Genomic DNA, 17,699 nt, shown 5'->3' on the forward strand with positions numbered 1-17,699 from the left:
GGGCGCGCGACGGTGAAGTCTCCGTCGGGCGCGGGGCGCCCTTGGGGAGACCGTTGTGGCGGGTCAGAGGAGGCCGGCTTCGGAGGCCTTGCCGATGGCCTCGACGCGGTTCCTGGCGCCGAGTTTGTGCAAAGCGGACTGCAGGTACGTCTTCACCGTGTTCCGCGCCAGTCCGATCGATTCCGCGATCTCCGGATTCGTCTGTCCCTGCGCGGCCAGCCTCAGGACCTCGTACTCACGCCGCGTCAGGCCGCTGCGGGCCAGCGCGTCCGACCGCTGGCCGTCGTCGGGGAAGATGCGCGGATCGACGACGCGTTCGCCCTTGAGCACCTGCCGCAGCGCCGCCACCAGATCCGTCCCGGCGACGTCCTTGAGCAGGCAGCCGTGCGCCCCGGAGTCCAGCGCGGCCCGGACGCCCTGATGGTCGCCGTGCGCGGTGAACACCACGATCCGCCCCGCCGGGTGCACACGCCGGAGTTCGGCGATGACCTCGGGCGCGAGCATGTCCGGCAACCGCAGGTCGAGCAGGATCAGCGCCGGCTTCAGCTCACCCGCCCGCTGAATCGCGGACCGGCCGGTCTCGGCCGAACCGACCACGGTCATCGCCGGGTCGTAGCGCAGCAGCAGGCTCACCCCGTCGCGGACCACCGGATGGTCGTCCACGACGAGCACCGTCACCGGCGACGGCACGGTTCCGGTACCCATGCGCGCAGCGTGCACCCGTCGTCCTCGTCGCGGACCAGGCTGACCCGGCCGCCGAGCCGCGCGGCGCGTTCGGCCAGCGCGCGCAGCCCCATCCCGGTGCCGGGTTCGGGTTCCTCGGCCTCTTCGGTGCGATGACCGGTCCCGTCGTCGGCGACGACCACCTGCACGCCGTCGTCGCTGGGCAGCAGGCTGACCACGACGGACAGCGCGTCGGCGTGTTTCTCCACGTTGAGCAGGCCTTCCCGGACGGCCGCCACCAGCAGGCCGGTGCGTTCGGCGTCGAGCCGCGGCACGGGGGCGAGCTGGACGAACCGCGCCGGGACGCCGCAGCGGGCCTGGAACGAGCGGCAGTGCTCGGCCAGTTCCACCGGCAGCGCGCGTTCCGGGCTCGACTCCGACAACGCCAGCAGCGACTCGCGCAGCGCCCTCGACGCGGCCGAGACGTCGCCTTCCAGCCGCCGCAGCCGCGATTCGAGCGCCGGGTTGTCGCTGATGTCCTCGTGCAGGTTCCTGACCTGGACGCCGATGGAGAACAGCAGCGCGCCGACCGAATCGTGCAGCGCGCTCTGCATCCGGAGCCGCTCGGCGGACAGCGCCGTTTCGCGGTCGGCCTCGGCGACCGACGCCAGTTTCAGCGCCCGGCCCGCCTCGCCGGCGATGTCTTCGAGCGACTTGACCGCGTCGTCGCCGAAGTCGCGGCGCTCGCGCATGGCGGCGTACGCGATGGCGACGGTCTCGTTCCCGTTGACGATCGGGACGGCGATCATCGCGGCGAGGCCCTCGCCGCGCACCTGCGCGTCGAACTGGTGGGTGATGCTCGGCGAGTTGACGTAGTCGTTGACCCGCACCGGCTTGCCCAGCGCGAGCACGCGCCCGCCGATGCCCTGGCCGATCGGCACGGCGAGATCCTGCAGCGCGTCCGTGCGGGTGCCCGACATCCAGCGGATCACCGCCTGCTCGGGTCCGGTCAGCTCGGCGACGAAGCCGGAATGGGTGCCGATCGACTCGCGGATCAGCCGCGCGGTGCCGTTGAGCGCCGCGACCCGGTCGAGGGTGGCGAGCAGCTCTTCGCGCTCGCGAAGAAGCCCGCCGAGCACCGCGCTGTGCTCGGCGGCGAGGTCTTCAGCGGCGTGCCGTCTCGCCGTCACGCGCTCACGATCGCACATCGGACGTGGTTTCCGACACACCCGTCCGGAGAGGTTCGCCGATGCGTTCTCGCCCGCGGTTGTCTTGAATGGACCCGTGGAGATCCTGGCGGACGCCGCGACACTGGCGCTGTACACGACCGATGCCTCCAACTACCGGCACGTGCCGAAGGGTGTGGTGCTGCCGAGGAGCGTCGACGAGGTGATCGCGGCCGTCGCAGCTTGCCGTGAGGCCGGGCTGCCGGTGATCGCCCGCGGCGGCGGCACCAGCGTCGCGGGCAACTCGTGCGGGCCGGGTGTCGTGATCGACACTTCGCGCCACCTCGGCGGCGTCCTCGCTCTCGATCCGGGCGCGCGCACGGCGAGGGTCGCCCCGGGAACCGTCCTCGACGACCTCCAGCGCCTCGCCGCGCCGCACGGCCTCCGGTTCGGACCCGATCCGTCGACGCATTCGCGGTGCACGATCGGCGGGATGATCGGCAACAACGCCTGCGGCTCGCATTCGGTCGCTTATGGCCGCACGGTCGACGTCCTCCGCGAGCTGGACGTGCTGCTCTACGACGGCACCCGGCTGACCGTCGGCCCGACCTCGCCGTCCGAAGTGGACGCGCGGGCCGCCAAACCCGGCACGGAAGGCCGGGTCTTCTCGGAGTTACGCGCGCTAGTCCGGGACAACCTGGCGTCGCTGCGCACCGAACTGTCCACCTTCAGCAGGCGGGTGTCCGGGTACGGGCTGGAACACCTGTTGCCGGAAAACGGTTTCGACGTCGCCAAGGCGCTCGTCGGCAGCGAAGGCACCTGCGTCACCGTGCTGGAGGCGACCGTCTCCCTCGCCGAGGTCCCGGAACGCAAGGTGCTCGCGGTGCTCGGTTTCGAGTCCGACATCGCCGCGGCCGACGCCGTCCCGGCGATCCTGCCGTGGTCGCCGCTGACCGTGGAGGGTGTCGACGCGGACCTCGTCGCACTCCTGGAACCGGGCCGCGCCGACGGGCTTCCGCCGGGCGGCGCCTGGCTGTTCGTCGAGATGGCCGATCCGGACCAGGCACGCGGGCTGATCGCCGGCCTGCGCGGCGCGTTGACCGGTTCCGCGCTGCTGGACGACGCGGCCGCGCAGAAGCGGTTGTGGCGGATCCGGGAGGAGGGTGCCGGTCTCGCGACACGGCTGGCCGGGGGTGAGGAAGCCTGGCCCGGGTGGGAGGACGCCGCCGTCCCGCCCGAGCGGCTGGGCGCCTACTTGCGGGAGTTCAAACAACTCATGCGCGAGCACGGCCGCAAGAGCGTGGTCTACGGCCACTACGGCGAGGGCTGCCTGCACCTGCGGCTGGACTTCGATCTGCTGTCCCCGCGAGGGATCGCCGGATTCCGGTCGTTCCTCGAAGAGGCGGCCGACCTGGTCGCCGCGCACGGCGGCTCGCTGTCCGGGGAACACGGCGACGGACAGGCCCGCTCGGAACTGCTCTCCCGGATGTACAGCCCCGAGATGCTCGCGCTTTTCGCGCGGTTCAAGGGAATCTTCGATCCGGCGGGCAGGATGAACCCGGGCATCCTGGTGAATCCCAGGCCGGTCGACGCCGATCTCCGCGTGCGGCGCGCGCCGCTGGACCTCGAAGACGTCACCGCGCTCGCGTACCCGGAGGACAGGGGGAGCTTCGGGCAGGCGATGCGGCGCTGCGTCGGCGTCGGGAAATGCCGCAACACCACCGGAGCGGGCGTGATGTGCCCGAGTTACCGCGCCACACGCGAGGAGAAGCACTCGACGCGGGGCCGCGCGCATCTGCTCGCCGAAATGGTGAACGGCGAACTGATCACCGACGGCTGGCGTTCGGAGGAGGTCGCCGAGGCGCTGGACCTCTGCCTGTCCTGCAAGGGCTGTCTGTCCGATTGCCCGGTCGACGTCGACATGGCGACCTACAAGGCGGAATTCCTGCACCAGCACCACAAGGGACGGCTGCGCCCGGCGTCGCACTATTCGATGGGCTGGCTGCCGGTGTGGCTGCGCGCCGCCTCGCTGGCGCCCCGGCCGGCGAACACGATGTCGCGCTGGTTCTCCGGGCTGCTGAAGAAGCTCGGCGGGATCGCGCCGGAACGGGATCTGCCGACCTTCGCCCCGGCGCCGTTCACGCGACGCCGCGCCGATCTCAAGCGCTGGGCGACCGGCTCCCGGCCCGTGGTGCTGTGGCCCGACTCCTTCAACAACTACCTCACCCCGGACGTCCTCGACGCCGCGGCCGAGGTGCTCACCGCGGCGGGCTACGACGTCGTGCTGCCCGATCGAGGCGTCTGCTGCGGCCTCACCTTGGTGTCCACCGGACAGCTCGATGTGGCGAAGAAAGTGTTGCGCCGTACGCTTTCCGTACTCGAACCGTACCTGCGATCGGGCTACCTGGTCGCCGGACTGGAGCCGAGTTGCACGGCTCTGTTCCGCGGTGACCTCCCGGCTCTCGTGCCCGGCGACCCGGTGGCGAAACTGCTGGCCGACCAGACCAGGACGTTCGCCGAACTCGTCGAGGACTCGCCGCTCGAATTCCGGTCACTGGACGTGGAGGCGCTCAGTCAGGTGCACTGTCACCAGCACGCCGTGCTCGGTTTCGACGCCGACGAGGCCGCGATGCGCGCCGCGGGTATCCGTAATTCCACAATGGACTCCGGTTGCTGTGGACTGGCCGGCAACTTCGGCTTCGAACGCGGGCACTACGACGTTTCCGTCGCCTGCGCCGAAGACCGCATGCTGCCCGCGATCCGCGCCGCGGCCGAGGGCACCGAGGTGGTCGCGGACGGGTTCAGCTGCCGGACGCAGATCGAGCAACTCGACGGGCGGCGGGCCGTGCACCTGGCGGAACTACTGAGGCGTGCGCTGCCATAGCAGTTCACGGACCGCGTCGACGCGGTCCCGTTCCCAGCCGAACGACCCGGTGATCCGGTCCACCACGGCCGGGTCGGCGACGGCGAGGGCGGCGAGCACGGTCACGGCGTCGTCCCGCGCGGTGGCGCTGGGGCTCGCCGCCATGTCGTCGGTCACGGTCGCGAAGAACCGGCTCATCCGGGCCAGCCGTGCGCCGGCCGGGGTGCCAGGGTCGAGGACGCGGGCGCCGTCGCGGGCGGTGTCCGCCCAGGTCGCGTTGGTCCGGGCACTGGCCAGCCACGCACGCAGCCAGACGTCGTCGTCGATGAAGTACCGCTCACGTCTGCCCACGGCTTCGCGCTCGACGACTTCGAGGCCTTCCAGGTAAGCGACCGCTTTCGAGACCGAAGCTGGGCTGACCCGCAGTCTCCCGACCAAATCGGCGGCGGTCAGGCCACCGGAATCGGTGGTGACCAGACAGGCGAGCACCCGTGCCGCCATCCGGGGAAGCCCGGCGCGGACCATCATCGCGGCGAACCGGTCGGCGTAGGCGAGGACGGCCGCCGGATCCCGGCCGTGAGTGTCCGGAAAGGACGGTGGCTCCGCCGGGGAAGCCGCTCCTCGGCGAGCGCGCCAGGCGGTGGCGTGCTGGGCGTGCTCGGCGCGGTAACCACGTCGCCCGCCGTTGCGGGTGACCTCACGGCTCACGGTCGATGTCGGTCTGCCCAGCGCTCGCGCGATCTCGGCGTACCCGAGGCCGTCGGCCAGGCCGGACGCGATGCGTCCGCGCTCCTGAGCGGTGAGTCTTGCGGCGGTCATCGCACCAGTGTGCGTTCATCGACAGCTCAGTGCAATGGATCGCACTAATTCCCCGATATTTCGCTGAAACGGCCTTCGCTGGTGTTGACGCTTGTGGAAACGCAAACCTAGCGTCGACGTCATGACGAAGATCGACGAGGTACGGGACGTCCTCGACAAGGCGGTGTCCGAGGCGGGCGTGCCCGGCATCCTTGCTGAAATCCGCGAGCACGATCAGACCTGGTCCGAGGTGCGGGAGCGCTCGGCGGAGGACCGGTTCCGCATCGGGAGCGTCACCAAGACGTTCACCGCCACGGTGGTCCTGCAGTTGGCCGCCGAGAACCGGCTCGACCTGGACGACCCGGTGGGGAAGTGGCTGCCGGGGCTGGTCGCGCGCGGCGACGAGATCCCCGTCCGGCGGCTGCTGAACCACACCAGCGGCCTGTTCAACTACACCCAGGACCAGCCCGCGCTGTCCACGCGCGAAACCTATACCCCCCACCAGCTCGCCGAGATCGCGATGGCTCATCCGGCCGACTTCGCGCCCGGTGCGGGGTGGGGTTACTCGAACACGAACTACGTTCTGGCCGGAATGGTCGCCGAACGGGTCACGGGAAGGGATCTCGCCGACGAGATCACCGACCGGGTCACCCGCCCGCTCGGGCTGACCGCGACCAGGCTGCCGCGGGCGGGCGACGAAACCCTCGGCGAGCCGCATTCCGTTCATTACACGAAACTGTTCTCACCCGATCCCGACGCGGAGATCCACGACGCCTCCGCGCTGGAGCCGAGCCCGTACTGGGCGGCGGGCGGCATGGTCTCCAGTGCCGGCGACCTCCTGCGGTTCTTCGAGGCTCTGCTGGGCGGGCGCCTGCTGCCGCCGGAGCAGCAGAGCGCGATGTTCACCACGACACCCACCCGGGATTGGCTCGACAGCGCGTCCTACGGGCTCGGCGTCTCGTCGCTGACCCTGTCCGATGGAACGGAGGTGTGGGGGATGGGTGGAGCGCTTTTCGGTTCGTGGACCTACGTCTACGGCTCCCGCGACGGCACGCACCTGATGGCGGCGAATATCAACGCCGACTGGGCGACCGGGGCATGGGACGACCCGGGCGCCGTCCTCACCGCGCTCCTGGAGGCCGGGTTCCGCTGAGACATGCGCTGTGCTCGGGCAGGAGAGCGGGACCGTGTGGATTTCGGGTCATCTAGTTGAGGGGTAAGGCAAAAGTGGCGTATGGGCCGCCGCTCTCCGGTCCGTGAAGGCCTCCTTGCCTACCTTGAGGGTCAGGGTCCCGGCCAAGTCGCATAACTGCTGGTCGGCTCCGCCGCCAGAGCGGGACAAGGCGAACGTGTCGCGGTGGACCCGACTGGAGCGGCCTCCCGCAAGGAGCCTCACCTGGCTCTTGGCTGTCCACAAGGGACGCTTTACGAGACAAAGGTGCCTGATTTAGATGATTTGCACGGTTTTGCGAGAGGGTCGTGAGTGATTTTTGTTGTTCTAACCCTCAATGCCACTCACGACCCCCGCAGAAACGTACATAGCGGCATCAATCGGACGCTCACTCACCCGGCGGTGCCCCTTGTGGACACCGAAGCCCCGCCGGCGCCCAGAATCCGGTCTGCCGACAGTGCAGGAATAGTCGCCTGACCTGCGAGATCTCGACTTTGCCGGGACCCTGACCCTCAAGGTAGTGAAGGGGCCCTTCGCTACCCGCCGGTGTGATCCCTGGTGACACTGGGACGGTTGTGCCACCAGGCCGCCGGGGCCTAACCGGGGTCACCACTCACGACACGCGGCCGAGGCGCGCGTCCCGTTCCGCGTGCTTCTTCAATGTCAGCAGCTGTTTCCGCATCATGATCAGGTCGCCCCAGCCCAGCAGGAACTCCTTGAGGCGCCCGCGGAAGCCCTTCGAGGTCACGACGATGCGGCACAGCATCCGGCAGGACCGCTCGTCGATCGGTTCGACCGAGTACGTCGCGGCCACCGGGCCGAACAGGTTCTCCGATTTGGCGAAGGTGCGGCCGGTGAGGTGGTGTCCGCGTTCGACCTCGGTCAGCTCGAACACGATCAGCGTGTCGCCGGGCGCGAGTTCGTCGGCGCCGGGGGTGAGGGTGCCGGGACTGCGGCGCCCCAGGTTGTCGAGCAGGTCGTAGCTGTAGGGCGCGACCGAGATCTGGCAGAGCCAGCGGTAGGCGAGCGCGGCGGGCGCGTGCACGGTGACCGCGCGGTCGAAGCGCGCGACAGGGCCGTCGAGCAGGGTGTCCGCCGGCTGCGCGCGGCGGCGTTCTTCCGGGGTCGCGCCCCAGTTCGCGGGTGAACCGAAAGACATGGCCGCCTCCGTACGGTGCCGTATGGTTTTCCATACGGTAGCGTACGTGGCGTGAAAAGGAAGCTCGCACGTGAGGATTGGGCGGACGCGGCGCTCGAAGCGCTGTGCGAAGGCGGGGTCGCCGCGATCGCCGTCGAGCCCCTCGCGGCGAAGCTCGGGACGACGAAAGGCAGCTTCTACTGGCATTTCGCGAATCGGGACGCGCTGGTCGAAGCCGCGGTGCGCCGGTGGGCCGAGCAGGACACCGAGGCGCTGATCACGTTGCTGGACGGCATCGCGGACCCGGAACGAAGGCTGCGTGAGCTCTTCGAACTCGTCTTCGGGGGCAAGGACGACGAGCGGGCCGAACTGGCGCTGCTCGCCCACGCCGGCGATCCGGTGATCGGTCCGCTGCTCGCCGACGTCACCGCGCGACGCGTCGACTTCATCGTCCGCTGCTTCCTGGAGATGGACTGCCCGGAAACCGAGGCCCGGCATCGGGGTTTGCTGGCGTACACGGCTTTCATCGGACTGATCCAGGCTCAGCGGGCGAGCGGCGGAACGTTGCTGTCCGCGACCGAGCGGCCGGGCTATCTGGAGTTCCTGCGCGGGATTATCACCGGGTGAGAGGGATCTTCGGCTCTTCGGGCGGGTGAGCCGCCGGAGCCTTCCGGCGGCGCTTCACGCCACTCATCATCGGCTCCATGACAGCCACGTATCCCGCGGCGAAGGACGTCCCAGCGACCCCGATGGGCGCGGTCTACGCCGAGTATCCGCCGATGTCCCGGGTCGTCTTCCCCAGCGGTTGCGAAGGCTGGCTGGTGACCCGGTACGAAGACGTCCGCCTGATCTTCTCGGACACCCGGTTCTCCCGGAACCTGCTCGCACCGGACGCGCCGTGCCTCGTCGAACCGGGTGACTTCTCCACCGGCGAGCACAGCATCCTGAACATGGACCCGCCGGATCACACGCGGTTGCGGAAGCTGACGGCGCAGGCCTTCACCGTCCGCCGGATCGCCGCGCTGCGGCCGCGGATCCAGGAGATCGCCGACACGCTGCTGCGGGAGCTGGCCGAGCACGGTCCGCCGGTGGATCTGGTGGAGATGTTCGCTTTTCCGCTGCCCACGGCGGTCATGTGCGAGATCCTCGGCGTCCCTTTCGAAGGCAGGGAAAGGTTCCGGCAGTGGTCGCGGGTGATCGTCACGCCGATGGCGTACACCCCGGCGGAAGTGGCGCGGGCCCGGCGTGACGGGGCGGAAGACATGGCGGCACTCGTCGCTGTCAAGCGGGCGAAGCCGGGCGAGGACCTGCTCAGCGTTCTCGTGCATGCGCACGACGAGGACGGTGACCGGCTCACCGAGGCCGAGTTGATCGATCTGGCCACGCAACTCCTGCTCGCCGGGCACGAGACCACGGTCAGCCTGATCGCGACCGGGATCGTCCTGCTGGCGGGGAATCCGGATCAGCTCGCGGCGTTGCGCTCGGATCCCGGGCTGACGGCGGGGGCCGTCGAGGAGATCATGCGCTTCGACGGACCGGCCGACGCGTCCCTGCTCCGGGTCGCGCTGGAGGACGTCGAACTGAGCGGCGGTCTGGTCCGGCGCGGTGAGGCCGTGCTGGCCCACACCGGCGCGGCGAACCGTGACGAAGGCGCTTTCCCCGGCGCTTCGCGGTTCGACATCCGGCGCCGGAACGCGCCGCAGCTCGGGTTCGGGCACGGCATCCACTTCTGTCTCGGCGCGGCGCTCGCCCGGCTCGAAGGGGAGATCGCGTTCCGGACCCTGCTCGACGGCCTGCCGGGACTGGACCTCGCCGTCCCGGCGTCGGACATCGTCTGGCGTCCGCCGCTTTCGATCCGCGGCCCCGAAGCGGTGCCGGTGACGTGGGCTACCACCAAGCGCGGCTGAGGCTCTCCGGCGTCGGTTCTTCCGGCGCGGGAAGAACCTTGAAGTACCAGGTGAAATTGCTGTAGACGTGCAGAAGGGCGTACGCCAGGCAACGCCGGGAGAACTCCTCGGACGGCTCGGCGCCGTAACCGGTCAGCAGCCGTCGCAGGAAGTCCTTGTCCCCGCCCGAAACGAACAGGCCGACGGCGACGAAGTCGTACTCGGCCGCGCCTCGCATCGCCGGTTCGAAGTCGAAGAGCCCGGTCAGCCGCGGACGTCCGCCGTCGTGGACGACCATGAGGTGGTCGCGCATGAACTCGGTGTGCAGCGGGACGACGGGCGGCGTGCCGAGGTCGACGGAGTCGAGGAACGCCGGGATTTGCGCGATCCAGCTTTCGTCGAGGCCGGTCCGGCGGTGATGTTCGACGACCTTTTCACGCTGCCCGGCGACGAACGTGGCCCAGTCCGCCGGATCCAGGACGTCGAGGCGCGGGTCGTGCAGCGAATGCAGGGCGGCGAGCGCCTCGCCGAGTTCGGGAGCGAGCCGTTGTTTGTCCTCTGTGGACAGTTTCGGCCAGGCGTCCTTCAACGTTTCGCCGCGCAGGCGCTCCATGAGTATGTAGCCCCAGCCGTCCCGCTCGCCGACGCCGTGCACGGCGGGGGTCGGGATCGGGAGTTTCCCGTGCAGGACCTCGAGCATCGTCCGCTCGGTGGGGAGTTCCCCGAGATGCACCGGCGGGAACAGCTTGAGCACCAGATCGTCGCCGACGGCGTAGACCGGCAGCGAGCCCTCGGTGAACGGGACGACTTCGCCGAGGCCGAGCGAACCGGTCAGCGAGGTCACCGCCGGAAGCAGGTCCTGCCTGGTCAACGCGTCGAACTCGGCTTCGGTGCCGGCGGGCGGGAGCGAGATCACGGAGCCGACCGTAGAGCAGTGGGCGGCGAGCGGCGACGCATTTACCCGCTGCGCTCCAGCAGCGTCCGCGCCGCGCCGAGCACCAGGCGGCAGACGTCGTCGGGATCCGCGCTGGCCAGCGGCTCCTTGCCGGTGATGTCGCGGACCAGGCCGATCCCGAGCAGCCAGGCGAGGACGAGGTCGGCCCGCAGGTCGGCGTCGTCGGCGTCGGTCAGCGTGGCGAGCACCTGCGCGTACTCCTCGCCGAGCTGCCGCCGGACCGCGGCCGCGGCGCTGTCGTGGCCGGTCGAGCGCAGGTAGGCGTCGAGTGCGCGGTCGCGGCCCGGGTGGGAGTCCAGCATGCTGCGCAACGCCGTCCCGAGCAGTTCGTCCGGTGGTGTGGTGGCCAGCTGCTCGCGCCCGCCGCGTGCCAGTACTTCCTCGAAGAGGGCGTCTTTCGAACCGAAGTAGCGGAAGAGCAGCGCCTGGTTGACCCCGGCGCGTTTCGCGATGTCCCGCACGGTCGTCCGGTCGAAGCCGCGTTCGGCGAAGAGCGCCGCCGCCGCGCCGAGCAGGGAGGCTCGGGTCGCGGCCGCGTCACGCTTGCGGACCTGCGGTTCTTCCGTCATCGGGCAAAGGCTAGCCGGACGTCGCACGGTAGGCGCATTGACGCTCACCGTGGTCGTGGCTAGCGTTGTAAGCAGTTGCTTACAAACCGCCGAGCCGGGGGGTTTCCGGACAAAATGACCACCACCGACACCGAATTCGTCGCCTATCCCTTCAACGAAGACGCCGGTCTTGAGCTCAACGAGGCGTACGCGACGGCCCGCGCCACCAAGGGCATGCTCCGCGTCCGGCTCCCGCACGGTGAGCCGGCCTGGCTCGCCACCCGATACGCCGACGCGCGCTTCGTGCTGGGCGACAGGCGGTTCTCGCGGGCGATGGCCGCGGAGAAGGACGAGCCGCGGATGGCACCGGGCAGGCGGCCGGGTGGGATCCTGAGCATGGACCCGCCCGATCACACCCGGCTGCGCACGCTGGTCGCGAAGGCGTTCACCATGCGCCGCGTCGAACTGCTGCGACCGCGCGTCGCCGAGCTGGCGGCAGGGCTGATCGAGGACATGAAGGCCAAGGGACAGCCCGCCGACCTGGTCGAGGACTACGCGCTGCCGATCCCGGTCGCGGTGATCTGCGAACTGCTCGGCGTCCCCGTCGAGGACCGGCCCAAGTTCCGCGTGTGGAGCGACGCCGCGCTGTCGACCAGCCCGCTGACCACCGAAGAGATGATGGCCAACCAGGACGAGCTGCGGGCGTACATGCACGTGCTCGTCGAGCAGCACCGCGCCCGGCCGCAGGACGACCTGATGACCGCGCTGATCGAAGCGCGCGACGTCCGCGACAGGCTGAGCGAACTGGAACTGGTCGACATGTGCATCGGCATCCTGATCGCCGGGCACGAGACCACCGCCAGCCAGATCCCCAACTTCGTCTATGCCCTGCTCGAACAGCCGGACCAGCTCGCCCGCCTCCGCGCGGACCTCGACCTGATCCCGGCCGCGGTCGAGGAACTGCTGCGGTTCATCCCGCTGGGTGCCGGAGCCGGATTCGCCCGCTACGCCACCGAAGACATCCACGTGGGTGACGTGCTGGTGAAGGAGGGCGAGCCGGTGATGGTCGCCATCGGTGCCGCCAACCGGGACGCGCTCCAGTTCACCTCGGCGGAAACCCTCGAATTCGGCAGGGAGAGCAATCCCCACCTCGGTTTCGGGCACGGCGTGCACCACTGTCTCGGTGCCCCGCTGGCCAGGCTCGAACTGCAGGAGGCCATGCGGGCATTGCTGCGAGATCTCCCCGGACTGCACCTCGACGGCGATATCGTGTGGAAGACACAGATGCTGGTGCGGGGGCCCCGTTCCATGCCGATCGGATGGTGAGCATGAGCTGGAAAGTCGACGTCGATGGCGACACGTGCATCGGCTCGGGGATGTGTGCCGCGCTGAAGCCGGAGGTCTTCGAACTCGAAGGCGCCACGGCGACGGTGGTCAAGGGGGAGGTGGATCCGGACGAGACGGTGCTGGACGCGGCGGATTCGTGCCCCGCGATGGCCATCGAGGTGACGGAAAAGGGCGAGGTGATCGGGCCGCGGCCCTGATGACCGCTCGTTAATACGTTGGCGGTCGTCGGTGAAGAGGCGTAGGACCACAGGGTGAGCGACGACAGCTTGACCCTCCGCACCTTGACCACCGACGACCTGCCCGCCCTTTCGGACATGCTCGCGCGAGCGTTCCTCTCCGACCCGTCGGATGGATTCCGGCACCGTGAGGGGCTGGTGTTCGAACCCGACCGTTCGCACGGCGTCTTCGACGGAGACGAGCTGATCGGGATGGGGGAGATCCTCAGCCGGAAGATCACCGTCCCCGGGTCCGGCCCGACGCCGTTCGCGGGGATCACGTCGGTCGGCGTCGCTCCGGGACATCGGCGGCGGGGCGCGCTCACCCGCGTCATGCGGGCGCAGCTGCACGGCCTGCACGACGACGGCGCCGAACCGATCGCCGCGCTGTGGTCGTCCGAATCGGTCATCTACCCCCGCTTCGGGTACGGCCTCGCGGCGCAGCTCTACCGCGCCAAGATCCAGGCGAAGGCGGCGTACCGGCCCGGTGTCGAACTGGAAGCCGAACGCGTGCGCGAAGTCGGGCGCGAGCAGGCGATCCCGCTGATCAAAGCGATCTACGACAAGGAAGCCCCACAGCGGGTCGGCGCACTGGACCGGCCGGGCGCGACGTGGGAGTTCAACCTCGACGATCCGGAGCAGCGGCGCGACGGCGCGACCGCGTTGAAGTTCGCCGTCCTGCCGGACGGTTACGCGATCTACCGGGTGAAGAGCGGCTGGCACGAAGAAGGTCCGCGAGGGACGTTGATCGTGCAGGAACTGGTCGCGACCACGCCGGAGGCGTACGCGACGTTGTACCGCTTCCTGCTCGACTACGACCTGGTCGGCACGGTGGAGACCTTCGCCGCGCTCGACGAACCGCTCATCCACCTCCTGGCCGATCCCCGCAAGATCAGCCGGGCCGCCGGTGACTCCCTGTGGGTCCGGCTCGTCGACGTCGATCGCGCGCTGAAGACGCGCCGCTACGGCATTCCGGTGGATCTGGTGTTCGGCGTACGCGACGCCTTCTGCCCGTGGAACACCGGGAACTGGCGGCTCGTCACCGACGAAGGCGGGAACGCCGACGTGACCAGGGTGGAGGACGAGCCGGACCTCGAACTGGACGTGATCGACCTCGGCGCGATCTTCCTCGGCGGCACCCGGCCGAGCACGCTGGCCGCGGCCGGGCGGATCAAGGAACGGACGGCCGGCGCGGTTTCGCGGGCGACGGCGGCTTTCGCCTCCGACCGCGAGCCGTCCTGTCTCGAATCCTTCTAGCCCGCATTACCTGCCGGGTAATCGACTTCGCACGGTCTCCCTCGCCAAGGTGAACAGGTGCGAAAAATCAAGAGATTCCTTGGTGTGGCAGCGGTTCTGGTCAGTGTGATGGTGATGGGAAGCGGACCGGCGGTGGCGGAGACGAACGAGGGTTGCGCGATCCTGGAGCAGCTGGGTGACCGAGTCGAAGGCGAGGTGTCCCCGAGTGCCTGCGCCTTCATCACGAAACAGACCGAGTTCGGGGCGATGCGTTCGGACACGCCCGAAGCGCGGGAAGCCCGCGTTCGGTTGTACGGCACCGTTTTCGCCGCGGACGGAACGCTCGCCGAATCGGGCAGCGCGGCGCCGGTGCGCGGCAGGGCCGACATCGAGAACAACCTTCGGACCCTGCTGGGAGCCTTCCCTGCCTTCCGGTTCACCCCGGTGAAGATCGTGGTGAACGGCGACGCCGTTTTCTACGAGGCGGCCAACGAAGCCGTGATCAACGGACAGGTGGTGCGCTATCCGGCCGTCTACCGGGTGGTGCTCGAGAACGGTGAGGTCACCGAGGGGCGTCGCTATCACGATCGGACGGAATGGTTCCGGCCGGTCGAGAAGGACGCCCTTCGGGAACTGTTCGCCGGTGTCGCCGACGACTGTCCTCGGCAAGGTCCCGCCTTCACCGGACCGGGGCTGACGGCACCGGTGACCGACCCGAAGTGTCATCTCGCCTACCTCGGCAGGCTTTCGGGCGCGATGAGCGACGTACGGCTGACGGCGGATCAGGCGGCCGCGGGCCCGCGTACGAAGTTCCAGGAGTACCGCGGGACCGTGCGGGCGAAGGGGCGGACGATCGACTTCGGGGTGATCGTGGGCACCGAGCCCGGCATGGTCCGCTACTACTTCGACACACTCCCGTTGAACTACGACGACGCGGAGATGGGTGCCCTGTTCACCAAGCTGCTCACGGGTTCAGCACCCCCTGCTCGGTGACCACCGCGGTGACCAGGTCGAACGGTGTGACGTCGAAGGCCGGGTTGAACACCTCCGCGCCTTCGGGCGCGACCTTCGTACCGCCGAAGCTCAGGACCTCGCCGGGATCACGTTCCTCGATCACGATCCCGGCGCCGTCCGGCATCGCGGTGTCCACAGTGGACGACGGAGCGACGACCACGAACGGGACTCCGTGATGCTTCGCCGCGATCGCCAGGCCGTAGGTGCCGATCTTGTTGGCGACGTCGCCGTTGGCGGCGATCCGGTCGGCGCCGACGAGCACGCAGTCGACCAGGCCGCGGCCCATCGCCGCGGCGGCCGCGCCGTCGGGCTGGATCCGGTACGGGACACCGGCCTGTGCCAGTTCCCACGCGGTCAGACGGGCGCCCTGCAACAGCGGGCGGGTCTCGTCGACCAGCACGGATTCGACCAGGCCACGGGCTTGCAGATGCCAGACGACGCCGAGCGCGCTGCCCCAGCCGACCGTCGCGAGATGGCCCGCGTTGCAGTGGCTGAGCAGCCGCAACGGCCGCCGCTCGCAGTGTTCGAGCACCACTTCGGTCGCCAGCCGGGAGGCTTCGTGGTTGACCCGCTCGTCCTCGTCGAGGATCGCCAGCGCTTCGGCGAGCACGGCTTCCGGCCCCTCCGGGAGCTTCGCGAGCGCACGGGAGACACCCCAGCTCAGGTTGACCGCTGTCGGCCGGGCCTGCGCGACCCGGCGCGCCTCGGCCTCGACGTCACCCTTCGCGCGGGTCGCGAGCACCACACCGAGCGCCCCCGCCGCGCCGAGCGCCGGTGCCCCGCGGACCGCGAGCCGCTGGACGGCGCCGACGAGTTCGCCGACCGTGCGCAGTTCGAGCACGCGATACTCGGCCGGCAGGGCGGTCTGGTCGATGATCGTGACCGCGTCGCCGGTCCAGTCGATCGTCCTGCGCATGGCTCCCCCGTGAAATCCGGTTGTCCCGTCGCGACCGCCTCGATGAGGATGCGGCTCGTGACCATTCAACGCCACCATCCGCCCGGTCTGCACCCCACGCCCACCTACCACCACGTGACCATCGTCGAAGGACGACGGGACGTCCACCTCGCCGGCCAATGCCCGCTCGCCGAAGACGGCAAGGTCGTCGACGGTGACGTCCTCGCCCAGGTCGACCAGGTCGTCGCGAACACCGCCGCCGCGCTCGCCTTCGCCAAGGCGACCCCGGCCGACGTCGTCCGCACGGTGATCTACGTGGTGACGCCGGACGCCGAGGTGCTTTCCGCCGTATGGGACCGGTTCGTGAAGTCGGAGATCGGGGGCGCCTTCACGACCGCGAGCACGCTGCTCGGCGTCGCGCAGCTCGGCTACCCCGGGCAGCTCGTCGAGCTCGACGTCACCGCCGCCACGGCCTGATCTCTCGCTCGCCGAGTCTGCGAAGTTCCGTGAAGGCCTCCTTGAGGGACCCAGAGTCCCTCAAGGAGGGGTGGATTCACATGGTGGTTGCAACACGCATTGTTTGTTGGCCTGAGAGTAGTGCTTCGAGGGCTTCGGTGGGTGTGTGCCAGTTGAGGGTTTCGCGGGGTCGTCCGTTGAGTTCGGTGGCGATGTGTGCGAGGTCCTTGGCGGTGTGCTGGGTGAGGTCGGTGCTTTTGGGGAGGTATTGGCGGAGCAGGCCGTTGGTGTTCTCGTTGGTGCCGCGTTGCCAGGGTGCGTGGGGGTCGCAGAAGTAGATGTCGATCCCGGTGGCCAGGGTGGTTTTCTTGTGCTGGGCCATTTCTTTGCCCTGGTCCCAGGTCAGGGACTTGGTCAGCAGGGGTGGCAGGGTGTGGATGGTCTGGGTCATCGCGTGAGCGACGGTGGCCGCGTCTCGTCCGTGGGGCAGGTGCAGCAGCATCACGAACCGGGTTGTGCGTTCCACGAGGGTCCCTATCGCGGATTTGTTGTCCTTGCCCAGGATCAGGTCGCCTTCCCAGTGGCCGGGGACGGCGCGGTCGGCGGCCTCGGCGGGGCGTTCGCTGATGTTGACCATGTCCTTGATTCCGCCGGGGGTGCGTTCCCGGCGGGTCTGGGCCTGGCGGCGGGGCATCCGCAGCGCCCGCCCGGTCCGCAGCGCCTGGGTGAGTTCGCGGCGCAGCGCGCCTTTTCCCTGGACATACAGTGCTTGGTAGATCGTCTCGTGTGACACCCGCATCTCCGGCCGGTCGGGGAACTCCAGCACCAGTCTCCGCGAGATCTGGCGGGGGGACCATTTACGGTCCAGCCTGTTCTGCACAACGTCCCGCAGCACCGGGTCCGCGGCCAGTTTCGCGACCTTCGGGCGTTTCGCGCGGTGCTCGGCCGTGTGCTGGGCGCTGACGGCCCGATAAGCACCGGACCGGCCGGTGTTACGGGCCAGCTCGCGTGACACCGTCGAGGCCGGGCGGCCGATCACCCGCCCGATCGCGCGAGGCCCCTGGCCCGCGGCTTTCAGGCAGGCGATCTCTTCCCGCTCGGCCAGGCTCAACCGGACCGGCCCAGGCCGGCGTGGTGCGTTACCGATCACCCCGCCAGCCTGCCGGAACAACCGCACCCCCGTCGTCGGGGACAGCCCCACCGCCCGCGCCGCCGGCTTCGCCGCCACCCCGGCCCGGACCTGATCCCAAAATCTCACCCGCACCGACCGCGGCAACCACCGATGAACCCGCACCACCACAACCCCGCCCTCCATCACACGGTGTTGCAACAACCCCATGACCCCGAG

Annotated in this window: 17 protein-coding genes; 9 read left to right on the forward strand and 8 right to left on the reverse strand. The window is 69.5% G+C overall.

Features of this window, described 5'->3' with window-relative positions:
* Positions 1–63: 63 nt before the first annotated feature.
* Both DL991_RS19460 and DL991_RS19465 read right to left on the reverse strand, forming a co-directional pair.
* Positions 64–705, reverse strand: a complete 642-nt coding sequence (locus tag DL991_RS19460; protein WP_125785748.1) for a response regulator transcription factor — start codon at positions 703–705, stop codon at positions 64–66.
* A complete protein-coding gene (locus DL991_RS19465; RefSeq protein ID WP_125785749.1) occupies positions 675–1,871 on the reverse strand; it encodes a GAF domain-containing protein in 1,197 nt (398 codons plus the stop codon). Before DL991_RS19465 ends, DL991_RS19460 begins: the two co-directional genes overlap by 31 nt.
* Before the next feature lie 76 nt (positions 1,872–1,947).
* On the opposite strand from DL991_RS19465, the gene DL991_RS19470 reads away from it, so the two are divergent.
* On the forward strand, positions 1,948–4,713 hold the full coding sequence (locus DL991_RS19470) for an FAD-binding and (Fe-S)-binding domain-containing protein (RefSeq protein WP_125785750.1): 2,766 nt from the start codon (positions 1,948–1,950) through the stop codon (positions 4,711–4,713).
* On the opposite strand, the gene DL991_RS19475 is transcribed toward DL991_RS19470, so the two are convergent.
* Positions 4,690–5,511: a helix-turn-helix domain-containing protein gene (locus tag DL991_RS19475; RefSeq protein ID WP_125785751.1), complete on the reverse strand. Its 822-nt coding sequence runs from the start codon at positions 5,509–5,511 to the stop codon at positions 4,690–4,692. The two genes, DL991_RS19470 and DL991_RS19475, sit on opposite strands and share 24 nt — an antisense overlap.
* A 121-nt stretch (positions 5,512–5,632) precedes the next feature.
* Between DL991_RS19475 and DL991_RS19480 the strand changes: the two genes are divergently transcribed.
* On the forward strand, positions 5,633–6,643 hold the full coding sequence (locus DL991_RS19480; RefSeq protein ID WP_125785752.1) for a serine hydrolase: 1,011 nt from the start codon (positions 5,633–5,635) through the stop codon (positions 6,641–6,643).
* 631 nt (positions 6,644–7,274) lie between these two features.
* On the opposite strand, the gene DL991_RS19485 is transcribed toward DL991_RS19480, so the two are convergent.
* Positions 7,275–7,820, reverse strand: coding sequence for a hypothetical protein (locus tag DL991_RS19485; RefSeq protein ID WP_125785753.1), 546 nt, complete (start codon positions 7,818–7,820; stop codon positions 7,275–7,277).
* A gap of 51 nt (positions 7,821–7,871) precedes the next feature.
* On the opposite strand from DL991_RS19485, the gene DL991_RS19490 reads away from it, so the two are divergent.
* Both DL991_RS19490 and DL991_RS19495 read left to right on the forward strand, forming a co-directional pair.
* Positions 7,872–8,426, forward strand: coding sequence for a TetR/AcrR family transcriptional regulator (locus DL991_RS19490; RefSeq protein ID WP_158632662.1), 555 nt, complete (start codon positions 7,872–7,874; stop codon positions 8,424–8,426).
* Positions 8,427–8,503: 77 nt separating this feature from the next.
* Positions 8,504–9,706, forward strand: a complete 1,203-nt coding sequence (locus DL991_RS19495; protein ID WP_125785755.1) for a cytochrome P450 — start codon at positions 8,504–8,506, stop codon at positions 9,704–9,706.
* On the opposite strand, the gene DL991_RS19500 is transcribed toward DL991_RS19495, so the two are convergent.
* Complete coding sequence (locus DL991_RS19500; RefSeq protein WP_125785756.1) at positions 9,687–10,601, reverse strand: phosphotransferase family protein; 915 nt, start codon at positions 10,599–10,601, stop codon at positions 9,687–9,689. The genes DL991_RS19495 and DL991_RS19500 overlap by 20 nt on opposite strands.
* A 41-nt stretch (positions 10,602–10,642) precedes the next feature.
* A complete protein-coding gene (locus DL991_RS19505) occupies positions 10,643–11,209 on the reverse strand; it encodes a TetR/AcrR family transcriptional regulator (RefSeq protein ID WP_125785757.1) in 567 nt (188 codons plus the stop codon).
* A 114-nt stretch (positions 11,210–11,323) separates the two neighbouring features.
* Between DL991_RS19505 and DL991_RS19510 the strand changes: the two genes are divergently transcribed.
* From DL991_RS19510 to DL991_RS19525, 4 genes are all read left to right on the forward strand, one after another.
* Complete coding sequence (locus DL991_RS19510; RefSeq protein ID WP_125785758.1) at positions 11,324–12,514, forward strand: cytochrome P450; 1,191 nt, start codon at positions 11,324–11,326, stop codon at positions 12,512–12,514.
* A gap of 2 nt (positions 12,515–12,516) precedes the next feature.
* Positions 12,517–12,732 carry a ferredoxin gene (locus DL991_RS19515; RefSeq protein ID WP_125785759.1) on the forward strand — a complete coding sequence of 72 codons (216 nt, stop codon included), beginning with the start codon at positions 12,517–12,519 and terminating at the stop codon, positions 12,730–12,732.
* Between the two features lie 54 nt (positions 12,733–12,786).
* A complete protein-coding gene (locus tag DL991_RS19520) occupies positions 12,787–14,007 on the forward strand; it encodes a GNAT family N-acetyltransferase (RefSeq protein ID WP_125785760.1) in 1,221 nt (406 codons plus the stop codon).
* Positions 14,008–14,091: 84 nt separating this feature from the next.
* A complete protein-coding gene (locus DL991_RS19525; RefSeq protein WP_233598905.1) occupies positions 14,092–14,979 on the forward strand; it encodes a nuclear transport factor 2 family protein in 888 nt (295 codons plus the stop codon).
* On the opposite strand, the gene mtnA is transcribed toward DL991_RS19525, so the two are convergent.
* Positions 14,951–15,916, reverse strand: a complete 966-nt coding sequence (gene mtnA, locus DL991_RS19530; protein WP_125785761.1) for an S-methyl-5-thioribose-1-phosphate isomerase — start codon at positions 15,914–15,916, stop codon at positions 14,951–14,953. The two genes, DL991_RS19525 and mtnA, sit on opposite strands and share 29 nt — an antisense overlap.
* Before the next feature lie 48 nt (positions 15,917–15,964).
* Between mtnA and DL991_RS19535 the strand changes: the two genes are divergently transcribed.
* Entirely contained in the window at positions 15,965–16,372 is a 408-nt protein-coding gene (locus DL991_RS19535) for a RidA family protein (RefSeq protein WP_233598910.1), read from the forward strand.
* 76 nt (positions 16,373–16,448) lie between these two features.
* Here the strand turns inward: DL991_RS19535 and DL991_RS19540 are convergent, their stop codons facing one another.
* A complete protein-coding gene (locus DL991_RS19540) occupies positions 16,449–17,666 on the reverse strand; it encodes an IS30 family transposase (protein WP_233598911.1) in 1,218 nt (405 codons plus the stop codon).
* Positions 17,667–17,699: the final 33 nt, after the last annotated feature.

It is taken from the genome of Amycolatopsis sp. WAC 01375 (assembly GCF_003947325.1).
Classification (GTDB): Bacteria; Actinomycetota; Actinomycetes; order Mycobacteriales; family Pseudonocardiaceae; genus Amycolatopsis.

Bases quoted from the DNA above. Each gene is read 5' to 3' on its own strand.
- DL991_RS19460 (WP_125785748.1), bottom strand. From the start codon at position 705: ATGGGTACCGGAACCGTGCCGTCGCCGGTGACGGTGCTCGTCGTGGAC.
- DL991_RS19465 (WP_125785749.1), bottom strand. From the start codon at position 1,871: ATGTGCGATCGTGAGCGCGTGACGGCGAGACGGCACGCCGCTGAAGAC.
- DL991_RS19505 (WP_125785757.1), bottom strand. From the start codon at position 11,209: ATGACGGAAGAACCGCAGGTCCGCAAGCGTGACGCGGCCGCGACCCGA.
- DL991_RS19515 (WP_125785759.1), top strand. From the start codon at position 12,517: ATGAGCTGGAAAGTCGACGTCGATGGCGACACGTGCATCGGCTCGGGG.
- DL991_RS19495 (WP_125785755.1), top strand. From the start codon at position 8,504: ATGACAGCCACGTATCCCGCGGCGAAGGACGTCCCAGCGACCCCGATG.
- DL991_RS19510 (WP_125785758.1), top strand. From the start codon at position 11,324: ATGACCACCACCGACACCGAATTCGTCGCCTATCCCTTCAACGAAGAC.
- mtnA (WP_125785761.1), bottom strand. From the start codon at position 15,916: ATGCGCAGGACGATCGACTGGACCGGCGACGCGGTCACGATCATCGAC.
- DL991_RS19535 (WP_233598910.1), top strand. From the start codon at position 15,965: ATGCGGCTCGTGACCATTCAACGCCACCATCCGCCCGGTCTGCACCCC.
- DL991_RS19540 (WP_233598911.1), bottom strand. From the start codon at position 17,666: ATGGAGGGCGGGGTTGTGGTGGTGCGGGTTCATCGGTGGTTGCCGCGG.
- DL991_RS19475 (WP_125785751.1), bottom strand. From the start codon at position 5,511: ATGACCGCCGCAAGACTCACCGCTCAGGAGCGCGGACGCATCGCGTCC.
- DL991_RS19485 (WP_125785753.1), bottom strand. From the start codon at position 7,820: ATGTCTTTCGGTTCACCCGCGAACTGGGGCGCGACCCCGGAAGAACGC.
- DL991_RS19480 (WP_125785752.1), top strand. From the start codon at position 5,633: ATGACGAAGATCGACGAGGTACGGGACGTCCTCGACAAGGCGGTGTCC.